The 19,319-nt window shown below is 52.6% G+C and carries 18 protein-coding genes, 1 tRNA gene and 2 rRNA genes; 4 read left to right on the top strand and 17 right to left on the bottom strand.

The window, feature by feature from the left end; translation table 11 throughout:
* The 3 genes from rrf (DFO56_RS21145) to rrf (DFO56_RS21135) all read left to right on the top strand — a co-directional run.
* A 5S ribosomal RNA gene (gene rrf / locus DFO56_RS21145) occupies nt 1–88 on the top strand; the annotation flags it as partial.
* A gap of 14 nt (nt 89–102) precedes the next feature.
* Nucleotides 103–178, top strand: a tRNA-Thr gene (locus DFO56_RS21140).
* 39 nt (nt 179–217) lie between these two features.
* A 5S ribosomal RNA gene (gene rrf / locus DFO56_RS21135) occupies nt 218–333 on the top strand.
* Between the two features lie 489 nt (nt 334–822).
* Here rrf (DFO56_RS21135) and DFO56_RS21130 read toward each other — a convergent pair.
* The 17 genes from DFO56_RS21130 to msrP all read right to left on the bottom strand — a co-directional run bounded on the left by DFO56_RS21130 (nt 823) and on the right by msrP (nt 17,086).
* The gene (locus DFO56_RS21130) at nt 823–1,581 is read right to left on the bottom strand and encodes an amino acid ABC transporter ATP-binding protein (RefSeq protein WP_044489506.1); all 759 of its coding nucleotides are present in this window, start codon (nt 1,579–1,581) and stop codon (nt 823–825) included.
* Between the two features lie 8 nt (nt 1,582–1,589).
* On the bottom strand, nt 1,590–2,693 hold the full coding sequence (locus DFO56_RS21125; protein WP_017457272.1) for an amino acid ABC transporter permease: 1,104 nt from the start codon (nt 2,691–2,693) through the stop codon (nt 1,590–1,592).
* A gap of 9 nt (nt 2,694–2,702) precedes the next feature.
* On the bottom strand, nt 2,703–3,884 hold the full coding sequence (locus DFO56_RS21120; protein WP_045512732.1) for an amino acid ABC transporter permease: 1,182 nt from the start codon (nt 3,882–3,884) through the stop codon (nt 2,703–2,705).
* Nucleotides 3,885–3,956: 72 nt separating this feature from the next.
* On the bottom strand, nt 3,957–4,982 hold the full coding sequence (locus DFO56_RS21115; RefSeq protein ID WP_020455478.1) for an amino acid ABC transporter substrate-binding protein: 1,026 nt from the start codon (nt 4,980–4,982) through the stop codon (nt 3,957–3,959).
* 500 nt (nt 4,983–5,482) lie between these two features.
* Entirely contained in the window at nt 5,483–5,704 is a 222-nt protein-coding gene (locus DFO56_RS21110; RefSeq protein WP_017457276.1) for a lipoprotein, read from the bottom strand.
* A gap of 329 nt (nt 5,705–6,033) precedes the next feature.
* Nucleotides 6,034–8,112 (bottom strand): bifunctional diguanylate cyclase/phosphodiesterase, encoded by a 2,079-nt coding sequence (locus DFO56_RS21105; protein ID WP_045512729.1) that lies wholly within the window; start codon nt 8,110–8,112, stop codon nt 6,034–6,036.
* A gap of 165 nt (nt 8,113–8,277) precedes the next feature.
* A complete protein-coding gene (locus tag DFO56_RS21100) occupies nt 8,278–8,439 on the bottom strand; it encodes a DUF2556 family protein (RefSeq protein ID WP_020455476.1) in 162 nt (53 codons plus the stop codon).
* Nucleotides 8,440–8,601: 162 nt separating this feature from the next.
* Nucleotides 8,602–8,898, bottom strand: coding sequence for a DNA-binding transcriptional regulator Fis (fis, locus tag DFO56_RS21095; protein ID WP_000462905.1), 297 nt, complete (start codon nt 8,896–8,898; stop codon nt 8,602–8,604).
* A gap of 25 nt (nt 8,899–8,923) precedes the next feature.
* Nucleotides 8,924–9,889, bottom strand: coding sequence for a tRNA dihydrouridine synthase DusB (dusB, locus tag DFO56_RS21090; RefSeq protein ID WP_044489505.1), 966 nt, complete (start codon nt 9,887–9,889; stop codon nt 8,924–8,926).
* Nucleotides 9,890–10,258: 369 nt separating this feature from the next.
* Nucleotides 10,259–11,140 carry a 50S ribosomal protein L11 methyltransferase gene (gene prmA, locus DFO56_RS21085; RefSeq protein ID WP_045512725.1) on the bottom strand — a complete coding sequence of 294 codons (882 nt, stop codon included), beginning with the start codon at nt 11,138–11,140 and terminating at the stop codon, nt 10,259–10,261.
* Between the two features lie 11 nt (nt 11,141–11,151).
* The gene (gene panF / locus DFO56_RS21080) at nt 11,152–12,603 is read right to left on the bottom strand and encodes a sodium/pantothenate symporter (RefSeq protein ID WP_045512722.1); all 1,452 of its coding nucleotides are present in this window, start codon (nt 12,601–12,603) and stop codon (nt 11,152–11,154) included.
* Nucleotides 12,593–12,835, bottom strand: coding sequence for a YhdT family protein (locus DFO56_RS21075; RefSeq protein WP_017457282.1), 243 nt, complete (start codon nt 12,833–12,835; stop codon nt 12,593–12,595). Before DFO56_RS21075 ends, panF begins: the two co-directional genes overlap by 11 nt.
* A 108-nt stretch (nt 12,836–12,943) precedes the next feature.
* Nucleotides 12,944–14,293 carry an acetyl-CoA carboxylase biotin carboxylase subunit gene (gene accC, locus DFO56_RS21070; protein ID WP_017457283.1) on the bottom strand — a complete coding sequence of 450 codons (1,350 nt, stop codon included), beginning with the start codon at nt 14,291–14,293 and terminating at the stop codon, nt 12,944–12,946.
* Nucleotides 14,294–14,304: 11 nt separating this feature from the next.
* Nucleotides 14,305–14,775: an acetyl-CoA carboxylase biotin carboxyl carrier protein gene (gene accB / locus DFO56_RS21065; protein WP_020455472.1), complete on the bottom strand. Its 471-nt coding sequence runs from the start codon at nt 14,773–14,775 to the stop codon at nt 14,305–14,307.
* Between the two features lie 21 nt (nt 14,776–14,796).
* Nucleotides 14,797–15,249 carry a type II 3-dehydroquinate dehydratase gene (aroQ, locus tag DFO56_RS21055; RefSeq protein ID WP_020455471.1) on the bottom strand — a complete coding sequence of 151 codons (453 nt, stop codon included), beginning with the start codon at nt 15,247–15,249 and terminating at the stop codon, nt 14,797–14,799.
* Nucleotides 15,250–15,484: 235 nt separating this feature from the next.
* Nucleotides 15,485–16,084: a protein-methionine-sulfoxide reductase heme-binding subunit MsrQ gene (gene msrQ, locus DFO56_RS21050; protein ID WP_020455470.1), complete on the bottom strand. Its 600-nt coding sequence runs from the start codon at nt 16,082–16,084 to the stop codon at nt 15,485–15,487.
* Entirely contained in the window at nt 16,085–17,086 is a 1,002-nt protein-coding gene (gene msrP / locus DFO56_RS21045; protein WP_114413903.1) for a protein-methionine-sulfoxide reductase catalytic subunit MsrP, read from the bottom strand.
* Nucleotides 17,087–17,375: 289 nt separating this feature from the next.
* Here msrP and csrD point away from each other — a divergent pair, with 289 nt between their 5' ends.
* A complete protein-coding gene (csrD, locus tag DFO56_RS21040) occupies nt 17,376–19,313 on the top strand; it encodes an RNase E specificity factor CsrD (RefSeq protein WP_045512716.1) in 1,938 nt (645 codons plus the stop codon).
* Nucleotides 19,314–19,319: the final 6 nt, after the last annotated feature.

Here is a 19,319-nt window from a genome sequence, read left to right as displayed (position 1 = left end):
CTGACCCCATGCCGAACTCAGAAGTGAAACGCCGTAGCGCCGATGGTAGTGTGGGGTCTCCCCATGCGAGAGTAGGGAACTGCCAGGCATCAAATTTAGTGTGCTGATATGGCTCAGTTGGTAGAGCGCACCCTTGGTAAGGGTGAGGTCCCCAGTTCGACTCTGGGTATCAGCACCAGTTATAATGGTTAAAGTTCGGCACTTAGAAAAGAATTTGCCTGGCGGCACTAGCGCGGTGGTCCCACCTGACCCCATGCCGAACTCAGAAGTGAAACGCCGTAGCGCCGATGGTAGTGTGGGGTCTCCCCATGCGAGAGTAGGGAACTGCCAGGCATCAAATAAAGCAAAAGGCCCAGTCGAAAGACTGGGCCTTTTGTTTTTCTGCTTACAACCTTGAACATGATGGCCGCATTCAAACCATTTCCACCAGATCAGTAGCACTTTGAGCATGAATAGATTTAAGCTCCACAGATCCAAAGAGGTAGCGAGCAAGCCGTTTCCCTTCAACAGCCAGACATCTGACACCCTCACTCAGAAGTGCAACGCGTAGCGCCAATAATAGTGTGGTCTCCCCTGCGAGAGTCAGGAACGTCGGGCAAACAAGCAAGTACATACCAGACAAAGCACCACCTATATGTAAGGCGGTATTGATTAGCGTGTCCCGGAATTCGTAAGAAGTGCGCTCGACCAACTGAGTGAGATAGATAGCCAAAAAATAAAGCCGGTCCCCAACTTTTTGCTAAGCATACTTGCACGACGCGCTTTTGCGTAGGCAATAAAAAAGGCCACCCGCATGAGTGGCCTGTAACAATCGGGGAGAGATCAATGAATAACCTGCGACAAAAACGCGCGGGTACGTTCTGATTTCGGGTTCGCGAAAAACTCTTCCGGCGGTGCCTGTTCAACGATTTCACCCCGATCCATAAAGATCACGCGATCGGCAACGGTGCGCGCAAAACCCATTTCGTGGGTGACACACAACATCGTCATACCGGACTGCGCCAGCCCAATCATGGTATCCAGCACCTCTTTTACCATCTCCGGATCCAGCGCTGAAGTTGGCTCATCGAACAGCATGATTTTAGGCTTCATACATAATGAACGGGCGATCGCCACACGTTGCTGCTGACCACCGGAAATCTGCCCCGGAAACTTATGCGCATGCTCGGCAATGCGCACACGTTCAAGATAATGCATTGCCAGCGCTTCAGCCTCCTTCTTGGGCATCTTACGTACCCAAATCGGTGCCAGCGTACAGTTTTGCAAGACGGTCAGATGCGGGAATAAATTAAAGTGCTGGAACACCATTCCCACTTCCTGGCGGATCTTTTCGATATTGCGGATATCTTCATTTAACTCAATGCCATCAACGACAATACGCCCTTGTTGATGCTCTTCCAGATGGTTAATACAGCGGATCGTTGTCGACTTTCCAGAACCGGACGGGCCGCAAAGCACAATGCGCTCGCCCTGTTTAACATTGAGATTAATGTCTTTCAGTACATGGAACTGCCCGTACCACTTATTCACATTTTCGAGCGTAATCATCGCGTCGCCAGATTGCATAGTTGTATTACTCATGGGGATCCTCAGTGCGGTGTACGCCCGGTGTTAAAGCGCTTCTCCAGATGTTGGCTGTAGCGCGACATGCTAAAACAGAAAACCCAATAAACTAAGGCAGCAAAAACATAGCCTTCGGTGGACATCCCAAGCCATGCAGGATCGACCGTGGCTTGCTGTACGCTGCTGAACAGATCAAACAAGCCGATGATGATCACCAGACTCGTATCTTTGAACAGAGCAATGATGGTGTTCACAAGCCCCGGGATCACCAGCTTCAGCGCCTGCGGTAAGATCACCAGCCCTTGCGTTTTCCAGTATCCCAGAGCCAGAGATTCCGCCGCTTCATATTGCCCCTTCGGCAGCGCCTGCAAGCCGCCACGCACCACCTCTGCCACATAAGCGGACTGAAACAAGATCACACCGACCAGCGCACGGATCAGTTTATCGATACTGGTGCCTTCCGACATAAACAGCGGCAGCATCACCGAGGACATAAACAGTACGGTAATTAAGGGAACGCCGCGCCAGAACTCAATGAAAATGACCGATAACACGCGAACCACCGGCATTTTCGAACGGCGACCCAACGCCAGCAAAATCCCCAGTGGCAGTGCGCCAGCAATACCAACAGAGGCGATGATCAATGTCAGAGTCAGACCGCCCCACTGGCGGGTTTCAACCCGTTCCAGCCCGAGAAATCCGCCAAACAACAACCACCACACGACAAGCGGATAAATTACCGCCCAGCAAGCGATATAACGCCCGCGACGCGGCAGCGCCTTCCAGAACATCGGTGCGATAGAGAGCAGTCCAACGAGCAGCGCCACATTAATACGCCAGCGTTGATCATGCGGGTAGAGGCCATACATAAACTGGCCAAAACGCTCGTGGATAAACACCCAGCACGCGCCTGCTTTCGTACAATCGGCACGTGTCGAACCGAACCAGTTCGCCTGAAACAGCGCCCAGTCCAGCAAAGGGGGAATCAACTCCCACATTAACCACAGACACAGCAGCGTCAGCAGCGAGTTTGACCAACTGGAGAACAGATTTTTTCGTACCCACACTATCGCGCCATTGCTTCCTGCAGGTGTCTGGCGCGTCGAGGGAGACAGAATTGCTTTTGTCATCAAGGTTCCTTAGCGCTCAATCAGGGCAATGCGGCGGTTATAGATGTTCATCAGTAACGAAATCGACAGGCTGATGAGCAAGTAAACCGACATGGTAATAGCGATAGTTTCAATCGCCTGGCCGGTCTGATTCAGCACCGTTCCGGCAAACAGCGACACCATATCCGGATAACCAATTGCCGCTGCCAGCGAGGAGTTTTTGGCGATATTCAGATACTGGCTGGTCAGCGGAGGGATAATCACGCGCAGCGCCTGCGGAATAATCACCTGTCGCAGCGTTACCGGATTAGGCAAGCCGAGAGAACGTGCCGCTTCGTGCTGCCCATAGGGCACTGACTGAATACCTGAACGAATGATCTCAGCGATAAACGCGGAAGTGTAGACCGACAGCGCAATGGTAAGCGCGGCGAGTTCCGGGATCAGCACCATACCGCCCTGGAAGTTGAAGCCGCGCAGATGCGGAACATCCCAGTGCAGCGCTGCACCAAACACCCAGTGCGCTACCAGCGGCAGCAGGATAATCAACCCCAGCGCGGCAGGCCATGTACGGCGTAGCTGCCCGGTTTTGATTTGATGCATTTTATTAAAGCGAAACAGACCGACGGAGATAGCCACCGCCAGGATTATCGCGCCCGCGAACGCCAGCATGCCCTCGCCCATTTGCGGGGAGGGTATATACAAGCCCCGGTTGCTCAGAAACACCAGCTCCATTGCGTTGACCGCCTGGCGCGGGCCGGGTAGGTTACGCAGCACCGCGAAGTACCAGAAAAAGATCTGCAACAGCGGCGGGATATTACGGAACGTTTCGATATAGATGGTCGATAGCTTCCGCAGTAGCCAGTTTTCAGACAGACGAGCGAGGCCGAGGAAAAAACCGAGAAACGAAGCGAACACAATGCACAGCGCGGAAACCAGCAGCGTGTTAAGTAAGCCTACAAGAAATACACGTCCGTAGGTGTCACCTTGTTCATAATCAATAAGATGTTGAACAATACCAAAACCGGCGGCGCGATCCAGAAAGGCAAAGCCGGAGGTAATGCCGCGGTTATTCAGATTAGTAACGGTGTTGTGTATTAAATAAATGGCGACAACGACCACGGCGATAATTGCAAGGATTTGAAACAGCCAGGCGCGAACCGCAGGGTTAGAAAGGGAGATAGCGCCTTTCACGGTTGGGCGGCGATGGGACATAGGAAAACCTCAGTAACCATGACTCTGGGCTGGGCGCCACGCAAGCGTAGCGCCCGTTACAGCACTTACGTATTAGCGCACTGGCGGAGCGTACTGAATACCGCCGTTGTTCCAGAGGTTGTTCTGGCCGCGTTTGATTTTCAGCGGGCTTTCAGAACCGACGTTACGTTCAAAGATTTCTGAATAGTTACCGACTTTCTTAATGATGTTGTAAGCCCACTTGTTATCCAGCTTCAGGTCTTTACCGAAGTCACCTTCTTTACCTAACAGGTGTGCCATATCCGGCGTTGCTGGGTTAGCGGCTTTCTCATCGACGTTTTTCGAGTTAACACCCATCTCTTCTGCGTTCAGCATGGCGAACAGCGTCCAGCGAACAATCGAGAACCAGTCATCATCACCACGGCGAACCACCGGCCCCAGCGGCTCTTTCGAGATCACTTCCGGCAATACGATCCACTCTGCCGGGTTGCTCAGTTTGATACGCAATGCATACAGCTGAGACTGGTCGGAAGCGAGTGTATCGCAACGGCCTGATTCCAGCGCTTTCGCGGATTCATCGGAACGGTCGAAGGTCACCGGCGTATATTTCATTTTGTTGGATTTAAAATAATCCGCCACGTTCAGCTCAGTATCGGTGCCCGCCTGAATACAAACGGTTGCGCCATCCAGCTCTTTAGCGCTTTTCAGGCCTGCTTTGTTGTGGGTCAGGAAGCCGATACCGTCGTAATAGGTTACGCCAGTGAATGACAGGCCCATGCCGCCATCGCGGGAAGAGGTCCAGGTAGTATTACGGGAGAGCATATCCACTTCGCCAGATTGCAGAGCGGTAAAACGCTCTTTGGCCGTCAGCGGGGTATATTTTACTTTCGTGTCGTCACCGAATACGGCGGCGGCAACGCCGCGGCAAACGTCCACGTCGATACCGGTGAATTTACCGCTCGCATCCGCGTAGGAAAAGCCAGGCAGACCGTCGCTGATACCGCATTGTACGAAACCTTTCTTTTTAACGGCATCCAGCGTTGCGCCTGCATGTGCCTGATTTGCGACAGCAAACAGTACACCGGCAGCGGCCAGGCTGGCGATCATCATCTTTTTCATAATGCATCCTGTGTGGCGAAAAATTTATCGTTATATAAGGCGTTCGGGAAACGCCTGAACCTGTCTGTGGCGATGGCCATACTCTTTAAAGCAAAGGTAGTGCCAGTTTTGCGCGTGGCGTTATTTGGCTAGCACAGGCGCAATATTGAGAGTGTAGACAGGAAAAAATAAAACCATTGCCCCGTTGTGGTGCAAAAATACAACCTACGCCACAAAACAGAGCAAAAAGAGAGCGCCGTTAAGAGGGAATTAACAGACAAGTTTCCTGCGTGAATATAAGCAATATCTTGATTGGCATCGCTTTGTGAAATGGGTCACGCAAAAATAGAGAAAAAGAGGAAAAAGTGAAAAACAGTAGGGGCAGATAAAAGGAAATCTGTGCTTATTTTTTTATTACTGCTTGCTTATGGGGCCGAAAATTTACTTATGCAAAATTAACTGCACCTTAATAAAGCAAAAGCGCGGCGAACCGCGCTTTTTATAACTTTTGGCTTTTTAAACTATTTAGTCAGCGCTACGATACCGAGCGTCAGACCGGCAATCGCCGCTGCGCCGCCGGCAATTGCGCCGGCAGTTTCCCAGTTATCCTGAGTTGTGCCTTTCATACAGGTATTGGTATGTACCAGACGACCTTGATCATCGTACACCGGAACACAAGGAGAATCGTGGGCACAGCCTGCCAGGAATGTCGCCAGTAATGCCACGGAAATGAATTTTTTCATAATATTACCTCGAAATAATCACGATCCCCGATATCAATAATTACGATATCTGTCCAGAATCGATAAGGCATATTTTACCATTCGCCTGCGCAAATTCCCGGGTGCAATAATCTCAAATTATGTTCTTTGTAAAAATCATGAAGACAAAACTACGTCGCAGGTTAAATAGTGCAGAAAAGATGAAGGGTGAAATAAAAAATTCTATTGCAATGCGTAAGCGCTTGATTAAATAGAGATGGTGCATGGCATTATTTTTATAAGAATAATCTAGTTTACGGCTTTGGTAAAACAAAAGCGCCTGCAGGCGCTTTATTTAAATCAATCCATCTTCAGGAGAGGGACTCGGGCGGGGGAAGTTTATTTCCGTAAGAAGTAATAGATTCCGCGCTCACCGGTTTACCTAATAAATACCCCTGCAGCGTATTACAGCCCAGCTCAGTAAGAAATTTTTGTTGTTCTTCTGTTTCCACACCTTCCGCTACAACTTTTAAATTCAGCGTCCTGGCTAACGCTACGATGGCCGAGACGATGGTGGCATCTTCGCCTTCCCGGCTTAACTCGCGAACAAACGCACGGTCGATTTTTAATTCGCAGGCCGGAAGACGTTTCAGATACAGCAGACTGGAGTAGCCTGTACCAAAATCATCGATTGAGGCTTGAACGCCCGCATCTGTCAGCTCCGTCAACACGCGCACACTCTCATCCGGATTGCTCATTGCCGTGGTTTCGGTCACTTCCAGGATTAATTTTTGCGGCGGCACATCATGCTTTTTCAGCGCCTCCATAATCGTTGCCACCAGAGAACTCTGTTCAAATTGCAGGGTGGAAAGGTTCACCGCCACAGACCAGTCAAGGTGCCCCATTTTACGCCATTCGCCAAGCTGACGGCAGGCTTCGTCCACTACCCAGTTACCAAGCGGCACAATCAGACCGGTTTTCTCCGCCAGCGGCAAAAAAACATCCGGAGTGAGCACGCCCTGGTAAGGGTGATGCCAGCGCAACAGCGCCTCAAAGCCGATAACCGGCCCCGCGGGGGCTTTAAATTTGGGCTGATAAACCAGCCGGAACTCCTGGCGCTCCAGTGCCATCCACAAATCATTGAGTAACTGCAGCTGTGTTTGCGCCAGCGTGTTCATCGAGGGCTGAAAGAAGTGGTAACCGTTACGTCCCATATGCTTGGTGTGATACATCGCCGCATCAGCGTTGAACATCAGTTCCCGTTCGTTCTTGCCGTCATGCGGATAAAGCGCAATACCGACGCTCAGCGTCACCATCACGTCATAGGGATCGATAGTGAAGGGCTTATCGATCACGCGTACCAACGAACTGGCAAGCGTTGCTGCTTCATCTGGCGCGCTGACTTCTGCCAGCAGAACAAACTCGTCACCACCAATGCGCGCCAGCGTGTATTGCCCTTTTAATTTTTGCGTCAGGCGATCGGTCACCGCGACCAGCAATTTATCGCCGACATCGTGGCCCCAGGCGTCGTTGACGGTTTTGAAACCGTCGAGATCCATAAACATCAGCGCGAAGAAAGAGCCTTCGCGTTTGGCTTTGTTGATGGCCTGTTCAAGGCGATCTTCCAGCAACACGCGGTTAGGCAGACGCGTTAAGGTATCGTGCAACGCCAGCCGCGCCAGTTCGCGGTTTGCGGCCGCCAGTGAAGTTGCCAGTAGCGAGGTTTTCGCCTGCAGACGTGCATCAAACATCGACACCAGTAGCGTAATGCCCAGCACCGAGAAGGCCATCATGCCGACCAGTACGGCTAACCAGTTATTGTTAAAACCGTTATGCCCCATGGCATGTTGGTGAGGGATTTGAGCCGCCATCATGCCGGTGTAATGCATACCAGCAATGGCGACGCCCATTAAAATTGCCGCACCAAAACGCATTAGCGCGACCTGGGCCGCTTCATGACGTAGATGAAATGTGAGCCACAGAGCGGCGAAAGAGGCGACCAGCGCGATCGCTAACGATAAGGCGACCCAGTTCAGATTCCAGATAATGGCCGGGGAGACCTGAAGTGCCGCCATGCCGGTATAGTGCATCGCTGCAATACCCAGGCCCATGACAATTGCGCCCGGGATCAGGCGACGCAGATGCAAATGCGGAGCGCTCACCAGCCACAGCGCGAACAACGAAGAGCCGATCGCGATAACCATGGAGAGGGCCGTGAGAAACGGTTCGTAGCGCATGTTCATCGACATGTTCATCGCCAGCATGCCGATAAAATGCATCGCCCAGATGCCTATCCCCATCGCTACGCCGCCACCGCTGAGCCAGACCCATGACGATCCCTTGCTGCTGGTGGAAACTCGGCCGGCCATATTCAGGGAGGTATAAGAGGCTAAAATGGCTACGATAAAAGAAACAACAACAAGGATATAGTCGTATTGGCTATCCAGCATGGTGTCATCAACTCATTCACTAAGGGCGTTACGCATTACTACGATCGGACTGGCGAAAAGGGCTGAGACATTAGCATCGTATGGAGATGGCTCAAAATGATTTAAATCCCTGCGTTAATCAGGGTGATGGCTACATTTTCGCGAATTTTCGCTACAAGCAATCACTTACAGATTATTGCAGTTAACCAGTTTGAGCGGATTTACGGAGTTCATATTGCGGCACTTATCGATCTCGGTGGTCATATACTCAACCCAGTACATGATTAAGCTATCCAGCATGAGAATCGACAGGGCGAAAGCCACCAGCCACCAATACTTGCGAATCATTCCGTATCTCCCTTTCTTGCAACCATTTGTTGAAATATACACGAATCCGTAACCCCGGAATGACAGGGAAAGCGGGGTTTTTAGCGCTATTTCAGGCAATAAAAAAGGCGCTTTCCCATGCCGGTTAGCGCCTTTTTATCAATACAACTCACTGATTAAAAATCAGTTCATGCCGTATTTTTTCAGTTTTTTACGCAGCGTACCGCGGTTGATGCCCATCATCAGTGCCGCGCGGGTCTGATTACCACGGGTGTATTGCATCACCATGTCCAACAGTGGCTGTTCTACTTCAGCCAGTACCAGCTCATACAGGTCATTAACATCCTGACCATTCAGTTGAGCAAAATAGTTCTTCAGTGCCTGTTTTACCGAGTCACGGAGCGGTTTTTGGGTTACCTGATCCTGAGAGTTAACGGTAGAAACGGTCAGTACGTCAGAATTTACGCGTTGTTCGAACATAGTTCTGTCAGCTCTTTATTTCTGTTTACGCAAAATTTTCGAAGTATGCCTCCAACGCCTCCAGCTGTTCGCTGGCATTCTCAATGGCGTTGAATGTGCGCCGAAACTGGTCATTCGGAGCGTGCTCCTGGAGATACCAGGAGACGTGTTTGCGTGCAATTCGGTAACCTTTCGCCTGACCGTAAAAGTCATGCAGTTCCCGAACGTGCGCGCAAAGCAAGCGCTTAACCTCTGCCAAAGGCAGCGGGGCCAGCAGCTCCCCAGTGTCCAGATAATGCTGGATTTCCCGGAAGATCCAGGGTCTTCCCTGAGCTGCGCGGCCTATCATCAGGGCATCCGCCCCTGTATAGTCGAGCACAGCTCTGGCTTTAAGCGGGTCAGTAATGTCGCCATTCGCGATAACCGGAATGGAAACTTTCTGCTTAACTGCCCGAATACTGTCGTACTCAGCGTCTCCGTTGAACAAACAGGCGCGGGTGCGTCCATGAATGGTCAGAGCCTGAATACCACACTCTTCAGCCAGTTGGGCAATTTCTACGCAGTTACGGTGTTCTGGAGCCCAACCCGTGCGAATCTTCAGAGTGACAGGAACATCCACTGCATTAACTACCGAGGTCAGGATCGACTTCACCAGATCCGGGTATTGCAGCAGGGCGGAACCTGCAAGCTTGCGATTCACTTTTTTAGCCGGGCAACCCATATTGATATCAATAATCTGGGCGCCGCTTTCCACGTTAATACGTGCGGCTTCCGCCATTTCATCCGGGTCGCTGCCAGCAATTTGCACGGTGCGAATACCGGGTTCATCAATGTGCACCATCCGCAGTCGGGACTTGTCGCTTTCCCACACTTGTGGGTTAGAAGACATCATCTCGGATACGGTTAAACCGGCTCCCATCTCGTAGCACAACGTCCGGAATGGTCTGTCAGTAATGCCAGCCATGGGCGCTGCGATCAGGCGATTTCTGAGCTGGTGGTGTCCGATGCGCATGAGTTAAGAAATGACCATACTGTGACTGCAAGGCGGCGTATATTACGCATTTTTTGCACGAGATGAAAGGCCAAACTTTGAGCAATCCTCTGTTGTAGATCAAGGAATAGCCAGTCCACCGGGGCAATAAACGTATTAAATCATGTTTTTCATAGGGTTATGCAAAAGATAAAAATTTCACATAACGCATAAATTCGCACAAGTTATCGTTTTTTCGCGGGTGATAAGCGGCTGAACTGCTGTTTTTTCAGACAAAAATGACGATTTTTGCGAAGCTGCTCGCAATTTTTTGATCGGCATTTTGGCTGGTTTTTTCGACAGTTCAGCGCGCTGGCTCCGCGAAACGTGGCCCGCAGGCCGCGTTCAGTATTACCTTTTCTGTCCCGTGATACGGCACCACTCTTCTTTCTCGACCACCGGATCCAGGGTAAAGAGTTCGGCATAGGCTTCGCACACGCTGTCTGCCTGGCTGGCAAGGATACCAGAGAGCCCCAGCAAACCGCCCTCGACGGGCAATACGCTGATTAACGGCGCCAGTTCACGCAACGGGCCAGCCAGAATATTGGCGACCACCACATCGGCTTTCATCGCGTCTGGCTGGTCTTTCGGCAGGTACAACTCGAGACGCTCGGAAACGCCGTTGCGCTCAGCGTTATCACGGCTTGCCTGGATCGCTTGCGGATCGATATCAATACCGATCGCTTTAGCCGCACCCAGTTTCAGGGCGGCGATCGCAAGGATCCCGGAACCGCAGCCAAAATCGATCACAGTTTTGCCGGCAAGATCCAGGCCATCGAGCCATTGCAGACACAACGAGGTGGTTGGGTGCGTGCCGGTTCCGAATGCCAGACCCGGATCGAGCATCACATTCACTGCATTGGCATCCGGCACTTCGCGCCAGCTCGGGCAGATCCACAGGCGTTCGCCAAAGCGCATCGGGTGGAAGTTGTCCATCCATTCGCGCTCCCAGTCTTTATCTTCCAGTTGCTCAATTTTATGGGCGAAACCTTCGCCGAGCAGCGGGTGTAGAGCGAGTTGGGCAACGACGTCCGCCATCTCGGTTTCCGCATCGAACAGGCCAATAACGTCGGTATCGCCCCACAGACGGGTTTCACCCGGCAGCGGTTCAAATACGGGCGTGTCGTGCGTGTCCTGGAAGGTAATGGACACCGCGCCTGCTTCCATCAGAGCATCGCTCAGATCTTCCGCATTCGCGCCGGTGGTGTTCAGTTTCAGTTGGATCCAAGGCATGGCATAACTCTTTATTCATTAACAGAAATAGTTGGGGTCTGCGGCGCGGGTTGACCGAAACGGTTCCCGACAATGAAGGCCAGCAAACTTAACAGCAGCGAGGGCACAATCGGATGGAAGCCCAGGTACTGAATATTAAAGGTGGCGAGCACGGCATACAGCGCACCGCCAACAATCATGGCGCTGAGCGCGCCGGTGGCATTCGCGCGGTCCCAGTAAAGACCCAGCACCAGCGGCCACAGAAATACCGCCTCAAGCCCGCCAAACGCCAGCAGATTCAGCCAGATGATCATCTCTGGCGGGCGCCATGCCGCCAGCATCATCAAAATGCCGAGTACCAGCGTTGTTACGGTGGAAATGCGTTTTAAGCGTGGCTCATGACGAATTTTAGTCGGCTGCGCGCTTAACCACAGATCTTTGATGATCGTCGCGGAAGCCTGCAACAGATGCGCGTTGACATTGGACATGATCGCGGCCATCGGTGCGGCAAGGAACAACCCTGCGGCCCACGGTGGCAACACTTCGACCATCAATGTGGGAATAACCTGATCCGGCACCGACAGATTCGGTAGCACAGCACGACCCAGCGCTCCCGCCAGATGCATTCCCAGCATCAACAGCGCGATGACAATGGTGCCGATAATGATCCCACGGTGCACCGACTTGCTGTCTTTATACGAAATACAGCGCACAGCGGTATGCGGCAGACCGATAACGCCAAAACACACCAGCACCCAAAACGAGGTCATAAACGCCGGGGAAAGAATGTCGTGCGCGCCCTGCGGGCTAACCAGTTTCGGATCGATATGCTGCAAGGTAGCAACGGCGTTATGCAATCCGCCCGCCGCATGGATCACACCGACCAGTAACACTAGCGTACCAATCAGCATCACCAGACCTTGCATGGTGTCGTTTAACACACTGGCGCGAAAACCGCCAAACGCCGTATACAACGCGATAGTAATGCCGAAGATCAGCAGGCCCGATTCGTATTTGATGCCGGCCGCTGTCTCCAGCAGACGCGCGCCGCCGATAAACTGCACGGCAATCGCACCGACAAAGGCCACCAGCAGGCTGACGCTGGCGATCCACACGACTGCGCGGCTCTGGTAGCGCGCCATCAGCATGTCGTTGAGCGTAATCGCATTGTAGCGACGTGCCAGAATTGCGAATTTTTTGCCGAGAATGCCCAGCGACAGCCAAATGGTGGGAACCTGGATCATCGCCAGCAGCACCCAGCCAAGGCCAAATTTATACGCGGCTCCCGGCCCGCCAATAAACGAACTGGCGCTAACATAGGTTGCGGTCAGCGTCATCGCCAGCACAAATCCGCCCATGGAACGGCTACCGAGGAAGTACTCGCTCAGGAAAGTACCGCTGCTACGTTGGCGCATCGCATAGAAAGAGAGGCCGAAGACAACGATCAGGTAGATTATCAGCACGGCGATAATTTCAGTTTGCATCGTTATCCTCCAGAGAGATATCGCGGAAGATAAAACGCACCATCGCCCAGCAAAGTAAAACAAATACCAGCGGCGTAAGCAGGCAGGCCAGTTCAAACCAACGCGGCAGCCCGGTGAAGCCCTGCTCTGTACCTGGTAGGTAAGCGCACACTAACCAGGCGGCAAGATAAAGAAGGGTCAGCCACAGCGCCCAGCGGGCTTCTTTGTGAGCCTGAACAAAACGGTTGTCCATTTTTGTCCCTTGTAAATGAAGAAAGCGGGGATTGTACCCTATGGGCAGGTTCCGGGGAGAGAAAAACAAAAAAGGCCGGAAGATCCGGCCTTTTGCGCTGATTGCAGATTATTTTTCCTGCAAACCGAGTTTTTTCTCCAGATAGTGGATGTTGGTGCCACCATGCTGGAAGTTCTCGTCGCTCATAATACGCATCTGCAGATCAACGTTGGTTTTGATCCCGTCGATAATCAGCTCCTGCAACGCATTCTTCATGCGCGCAATCGCCACATCGCGGCTCTCGCCGTAGCAGATAAGCTTGCCAATCATTGAATCGTAATACGGCGGTACGGTGTAACCGGCGTAAATATGCGATTCCCAGCGCACACCAAACCCACCAGGGGCATGGAAGCGAGTGATTTTGCCCGGGCTAGGCAGGAAGGTGTTCGGATCTTCGGCGTTAATACGGCATTCCACCGCATGGCCTTTCACCACCACTTCTTCTTGCTTAATGGACAGCGGCTGACCGGCTGCGATACGCAACTGCTCTTTGATCAGGTCAACGCCGGTAATCATTTCGGTAACCGGGTGCTCAACCTGAATACGGGTGTTCATCTCGATGAAGTAGAACTCGCCGTTTTCGAACAGAAACTCAAACGTACCCGCTCCGCGATAGCCGATATCGACACAGGCTTTCGCACAGCGCTCGCCGATATAGCGACGCAGTTCCGGGGTGATGCCCGGTGCTGGTGCTTCTTCGACCACTTTCTGGTGGCGGCGCTGCATGGAGCAGTCGCGCTCTGCCAGATAGATAGCGTTACCCTGACCATCGGCCAGCACCTGGATCTCGACGTGGCGAGGATTTTCCAGGTATTTTTCCATGTACACCATGTCGTTGTTGAAAGCGGCTTTCGCTTCCGCACGCGTCATGCTGATGGACTGCGCCAGGTCGGCGTCTTTGCGCACAACGCGCATACCGCGACCGCCGCCGCCGCCGGAGGCTTTGATGATAACCGGGTAACCGATGCGCTTAGCATGGGCGCGGTTTGCATCCATATCGTCGCCCAGCGGGCCGTCTGAACCCGGTACGGTCGGTACGCCAGCTTTCTTCATGGCGGTGATTGCCGACACTTTGTCACCCATCAGGCGGATGGTGTCAGCTTTCGGGCCGATAAAGATAAAGCCGGAGCGCTCAACCTGCTCAGCGAAGTTGGCGTTCTCAGAGAGGAAGCCATAACCCGGGTGAATCGCCACAGCGCCGGTAATTTCGGCGGCGGAGATAATTGCCGGGATATTCAGATAGCTTTTTACTGATGGCGCAGGACCGATACATACGGTCTCATCTGCCAGCAGTACGTGTTTTAAATCGCGATCCGCAGTGGAGTGCACGGCGACAGTCTTGATGCCCAGTTCTTTACAGGCACGAAGAATACGCAGTGCAATCTCGCCGCGGTTGGCGATAACAATTTTATCCAGCATGTGCGCCTCGTTTACTCGATGACGACCAGCGGCTCGTCAAATTCAACCGGTTGGCCACTTTCAACCAGAATGGCTTTCACCACGCCTGATTTATCGGCTTCGATCTGGTTCATCATTTTCATGGCTTCAACGATGCACAGGGTATCGCCCACGTTGACTTTCTGGCCGATTTCGATAAACGCTTTCGCGTCCGGGCTCGGGGTGCGATAGAAGGTTCCGACCATCGGGGAACGTACGATGTGACCACTGATTTCCGCTGCGGCTGCAGGGGCTTCCGGCGCTGCGGCAGTTGCGACAGCGTTAGACAGGGCTGGTTGCTGTTGCATCATCGGCGCAGCATAAGCCTGCTGCATCACCGGGAAGCCAGCATTCGGCGCGCTGCGGCTGATGCGCACAGACTCTTCGCCTTCAGAAATTTCCAGTTCGGAGATGCCTGATTCTTCAACCAGCTCGATCAGTTTCTTAATCTTACGAATATCCATGAGTGGGTTCCGTACTCTTGTTTAGTGTGATTGTGACAGGCGTTTTACCGCCGTCTGTAAAGCGTATGAATAACCTTCCGCACCCAGCCCGCAAATAACGCCTTCGGCGATATCTGACAGATACGAGTGGTGGCGGAATGGCTCCCGCGCATGCACGTTGGTCAGGTGGATCTCGATAAACGGGATGTCGACTGCCAACAATGCGTCGCGGATAGCAACACTGGTGTGCGTAAACGCGGCCGGATTGATCAGGATGAAGTCCATAATGTCTTTAGCCTGATGAATACGGTCGATGATTGCGTACTCCGCGTTTGACTGAAAATGCGCCAGTTCCACATCAAGCGCTGCCGCTTCGGTGCTCAAACCGTTAACAATCTCGCTGAGCGTAAGCGTGCCGTACTTATCCGGCTCGCGGGTGCCAAGCATGTTCAGGTTCGGTCCGTTCAAAACTAATATGTGGAACTTGCCAGCCATTGTGCCGCTATCTCCTGCGATTCTCGGGTAAAAAACAAAATATACCTTCGATTCGCGATTGTCACCTTTTCAGAGGCTAAAAACCCCTGTCAGGAAAACCAAAGTCGCACATTATAACGATTTCGTAGCAATTGGCAGCTAAATACTGGTCTTATCAGGGAAGATTATCAACCACCGCCCGGAATCTGGCGGTGAATGATAGTAGATCTGCGGAGAACTGCACACAATGAGCGTGTTAACGCCACCATTGGCGAAACTTCTTATAGCGCCACGCTAACAGCCCAATCGCGGCGGCAGCGTAAAGGATCGGCTGCGGTGACAATATTTTCACCGACCAAAGGTAGTGAATCGGTGCGAGGATCGCCACCAGATAGACGAAATTGTGTAGTTGTTGCCAGCGTTTTCCCAGCTTGCGCTGCGCCCATTGCGTTGAGGTCAACGCCAATGCCAGCAAAATCAGCCAACTTACGGCACCCAGCGTTAAATAAGGGCGCGTTACCAACTCTTGTCCTAATAATGAAAGATTATTGATGCCCAGTTCCAGCAAGGTGTAGCTGGTCAGGTGCAGCGTCGCCCAGGCAAAGCACCACAGCCCCAGCAAACGCCGGGTTCTGATCAATAAAGGTTGTTTCGCGTAGCGTGCGAGCGGTGCTACCAGCAAACTGGCGAGCAGGAATTTAAGCGCCATTCTGCCCGTAAAATGCTGGATGTCTTTCGCCGGATCGGCGCTGAAATAGCCCTGATTCGCCGCCCAGAAAAGCCAAAGTAAAGGCAGCAGACCCGCCAGATGCAATGCGACTTTTAACCATGTCACCTGTTTTGCCGTTAAGCGCACTCAGAAATTCTCCCGCAGATCTAACCCGTGATAAAGCGAAGCCACTTCTTCAGCGTAGCCATTAAACAGCAGCGTTGGCTGACGTTTTACATCCAGCGCGCCGCCGGATCCAATAAAACGTTCCGTTGCTTGTGACCAGCGTGGGTGATCCACATGCGGGTTCACGTTGGCGTAGAAACCATATTCATCGGGCGCGGCAAGGTTCCAGGTGGTCGGCGGTCGTTTACTGGTGAGCTTGATACTGACTATCGATTTGATGCCTTTAAAACCATATTTCCACGGCACAGTCAGGCGGATCGGTGCGCCGTTCTGCGGCGGCAGCGCTTTGCCATACACCCCGACAGTAAGCAGCGTGAGCGGATGCATCGCTTCATCTATACGTAGCGCTTCAACATACGGGTATTTAAGGCCTCCGCCGATAAATCGGTCTTTTTGCCCCGGCATCTGATCCGGTGCGTAAAGTGTCTGGAACGCGACATATTTTGCGTTGCTGGTGGGTTCAACTAACGCCAGCAGTTTATGCAGCGGGAAGCCGATCCACGGCACCACCATTGACCAGGCCTCTACGCAGCGCATCCGGTAGATTCGCTCTTCCAGCGGGAAACGCGTGGTCAGCGCCGCGTGGTCGAGGGTTAACGGTTTTGCGACTTCACCATCAATGGTCAGTGTCCAGGGATCGGTTTTCATTCCCCCGGCGTTGGCGGCAGGATCGGCTTTATCGAGGCCAAATTCATAGAAGTTGTTATAGCCGGTGACTTTCTCTTCCGGTGTCAGCGGGAAAGAGGCTTTCCACTGCGCAGGTTGCGTAAACTCGAGCGGTTTTCCTGATGGCGCTTTTGGCCGGTCATGGCCTTTAAACCAGTCCAACAGATCGGCCCGCGCGCCGGGTGCCAGGGTCAATGCCGAGGCGCTAATTCCCAGCATTTTCAGCACCTGGCGGCGCTGTAACATAAAAACGGATTCCGCAGTGACATCGGCTTCAGTTAGTTTTTTCTTCATCACATCCTCCGTTAGTCTCTCGTCAAGCATGGTGTAAGCGAAGCGTGAGCGCGAGCATGAGTGTGTTACCAAACATTGTAAATAGTCAGGTTAAGACATTTTTCAGGCTTATTGATTGTTGGCAAAAAATTTCTGAGGGCTATACTCGCAGATATGAAACGCGGTGCCAGTTTTCCCTGCCGCCTCCACGCTATCCCGGGACGCGGGTAGACACCAAAGTTAGCACTTACTTCTATGACGTAACCCTGAGCGGTATCGTTTCGTTCTTTATACAAGCGGAGTTAACACAAGGATGCGATTAACGACGAAATTTTCAGCTTTTGTGACGCTACTGACAGGGCTGGCGTTTTTCGTCACCCTGATTGGATGTTCACTGAGCTTCTATAACGCGATTCAAAATAAGGTTGCCAATCGTGTGGAAGCGGTGGCGGCAATTATTGATACGCGCTTGATCTCAACGCCGGTTTCCCGGTTGTTGCCGCAGCTTGATGAATTAATGGTGCCGGTAGACATTATTGAGATTCAGATTAAGCAAGGCCAGCGCACGGTGCTCAGCTATTCGCATAACGGAAGTTATCGCCCGGCGGGCAGCAACTATCAATATCGGGAGCTGAATATTCCCTCCCTGAAAAATCCCGGTTTCACCTTCACGCTGGTTTACCAGGATCCTATGGCGAACTACTTTCGTTCGTTGTTAACCACCGCGCCGCTGACGGTGGCGATCGGTTTTATGATTGTGATCCTCTTTCTCTCCGTTCGCTGGTTACGGCGACAGCTTTCCGGGCAGGAACTGCTGGAGACACGCGCGACGCGGATCCTCAACGGCGAGCGCGGGCCGCAGGTTCGCGGCAGCATTTATGAGTGGCCATCACGCACCAGCAGCGCGCTGGATGTGTTGCTGACCGATATCCAGTTTGCCAGCGATCAACGTAGCCGCATGGATACGCTTATCCGCTCCTATGCGGCGCAGGACAAGCGAACGGGCCTCAATAACCGTCTGTTTTTTGATAACCAGCTCGCCACGCTGCTGGAAGATCAGGAAAAGGTGGGTTCGCACGGCGTGGTGATGATGATCCGTTTGCCGGACTTTGATCTGCTGCGCGATAGCGGCGGAACCACCACCGAAGAGTATCTCTTTACCCTCATTAACCTGCTTTCTACTTTTATTATGCGTTATCCCGGTGCGTTACTGGCTCGCTACCATCGCAGCGACTTCGCCGTACTGCTGCCGCATCGCACATTAAAGGAAGCGGAGAGCATCGCCGGGCAGATCCTGAAAGCAGTGGACGGGTTACCCCCAAATAAAGCGCTGACCCGCGAAGACATTATGCACATTGGTATTTGTGCCTGGCGTAGCGGGCAAGCCGGTGTGCAAGTCATGGAGCATGCCGAAGCCGCAGCGCGCAACGCGGTGTTGCAGGGCGGAAACAGTTGGTCAGTGTACGACGACACCTTGCCGGAGCAAGGGCGTGGAAATGTGCGCTGGCGGACGCTGATTGAGCAGATGCTGAGCCGCGGCGGGCCGCGCGTGTATCAGAAACCGGCGATCAACCGTGATGGCCAGGTTCATCACCGCGAGCTGATGTGCCGCATTTTCGACGGCGAACAAGAAGTGATTGCCGAAGAGTATATGCCCATGGTGCAGCAGTTTGGCCTGGCTGAAGAGTATGACCGCCTGCAGGTGACGCGGCTGATTCCTTTTATGGGTTTTTGGCCGGAAGAAAACCTCGCCATGCAAATAACAGTGGAATCATTGATCCGTCCCCGTTTTCAACGCTGGCTACGCGATATATTAATGCAGTGCGAAAAATCTCAACGTAAACGGATTATTTTTGAACTTGCTGAGGCGGATGTTTGTCAACATATCAGCCGGTTACAGTCGGTGGTGCGTTTAATCAACGCATTAGGCGCCCGCGTGGTGGTAAATCAGGCGGGTCTGACGTTGGTGAGCACAAGTTGGATTAAAGCGTTGGATGTTGAGTTATTAAAGCTGCATCCGGGGCTGGTCAGGAACATTGAAAAGCGCACCGAAAACCAGCTTCTGGTGCAGAGCCTCGTGGAAGCGTGCAAAGGCACGCGAACGCGAGTTTTCGCGACCGGTGTTCGCTCTCGTGGCGAATGGCAGACGCTGGTGGAACGGGGTGTTGCGGGTGGGCAGGGCGATTTTATCGCGGCTTCCCAACCGCTCGATACCAATGTGAAAAAATATTCGCAAAGATACTCGGTTTGAACTGCT

Origin of the sequence: Kosakonia sp. AG348 (assembly GCF_003337365.1) — a bacterium.
Taxonomy (GTDB): domain Bacteria; phylum Pseudomonadota; class Gammaproteobacteria; order Enterobacterales; family Enterobacteriaceae; genus Kosakonia.
The sequence above is the reverse complement of the archived record's forward strand: the minus strand, read 5'-3'. Positions and strand labels throughout refer to the sequence as shown.

Excerpts from the sequence above, each read along its gene's own strand:
- DFO56_RS21125 (WP_017457272.1), bottom strand. The coding sequence starts at position 2,693 with ATGACAAAAGCAATTCTGTCTCCCTCGACGCGCCAGACACCTGCAGGA.
- DFO56_RS21100 (WP_020455476.1), bottom strand. The coding sequence starts at position 8,439 with ATGATTCGCAAGTATTGGTGGCTGGTGGCTTTCGCCCTGTCGATTCTC.
- csrD (WP_045512716.1), top strand. The coding sequence starts at position 17,376 with ATGCGATTAACGACGAAATTTTCAGCTTTTGTGACGCTACTGACAGGG.
- DFO56_RS21115 (WP_020455478.1), bottom strand. The coding sequence starts at position 4,982 with ATGAAAAAGATGATGATCGCCAGCCTGGCCGCTGCCGGTGTACTGTTT.
- accC (WP_017457283.1), bottom strand. The coding sequence starts at position 14,293 with ATGCTGGATAAAATTGTTATCGCCAACCGCGGCGAGATTGCACTGCGT.
- DFO56_RS21130 (WP_044489506.1), bottom strand. The coding sequence starts at position 1,581 with ATGAGTAATACAACTATGCAATCTGGCGACGCGATGATTACGCTCGAA.
- DFO56_RS21105 (WP_045512729.1), bottom strand. The coding sequence starts at position 8,112 with ATGCTGGATAGCCAATACGACTATATCCTTGTTGTTGTTTCTTTTATC.
- accB (WP_020455472.1), bottom strand. The coding sequence starts at position 14,775 with ATGGATATTCGTAAGATTAAGAAACTGATCGAGCTGGTTGAAGAATCA.
- aroQ (WP_020455471.1), bottom strand. The coding sequence starts at position 15,249 with ATGGCTGGCAAGTTCCACATATTAGTTTTGAACGGACCGAACCTGAAC.
- DFO56_RS21075 (WP_017457282.1), bottom strand. The coding sequence starts at position 12,835 with ATGGACAACCGTTTTGTTCAGGCTCACAAAGAAGCCCGCTGGGCGCTG.
- panF (WP_045512722.1), bottom strand. The coding sequence starts at position 12,603 with ATGCAAACTGAAATTATCGCCGTGCTGATAATCTACCTGATCGTTGTC.
- DFO56_RS21110 (WP_017457276.1), bottom strand. The coding sequence starts at position 5,704 with ATGAAAAAATTCATTTCCGTGGCATTACTGGCGACATTCCTGGCAGGC.
- prmA (WP_045512725.1), bottom strand. The coding sequence starts at position 11,140 with ATGCCTTGGATCCAACTGAAACTGAACACCACCGGCGCGAATGCGGAA.
- DFO56_RS21120 (WP_045512732.1), bottom strand. The coding sequence starts at position 3,884 with ATGTCCCATCGCCGCCCAACCGTGAAAGGCGCTATCTCCCTTTCTAAC.
- dusB (WP_044489505.1), bottom strand. The coding sequence starts at position 9,889 with ATGCGCATCGGACACCACCAGCTCAGAAATCGCCTGATCGCAGCGCCC.
- fis (WP_000462905.1), bottom strand. The coding sequence starts at position 8,898 with ATGTTCGAACAACGCGTAAATTCTGACGTACTGACCGTTTCTACCGTT.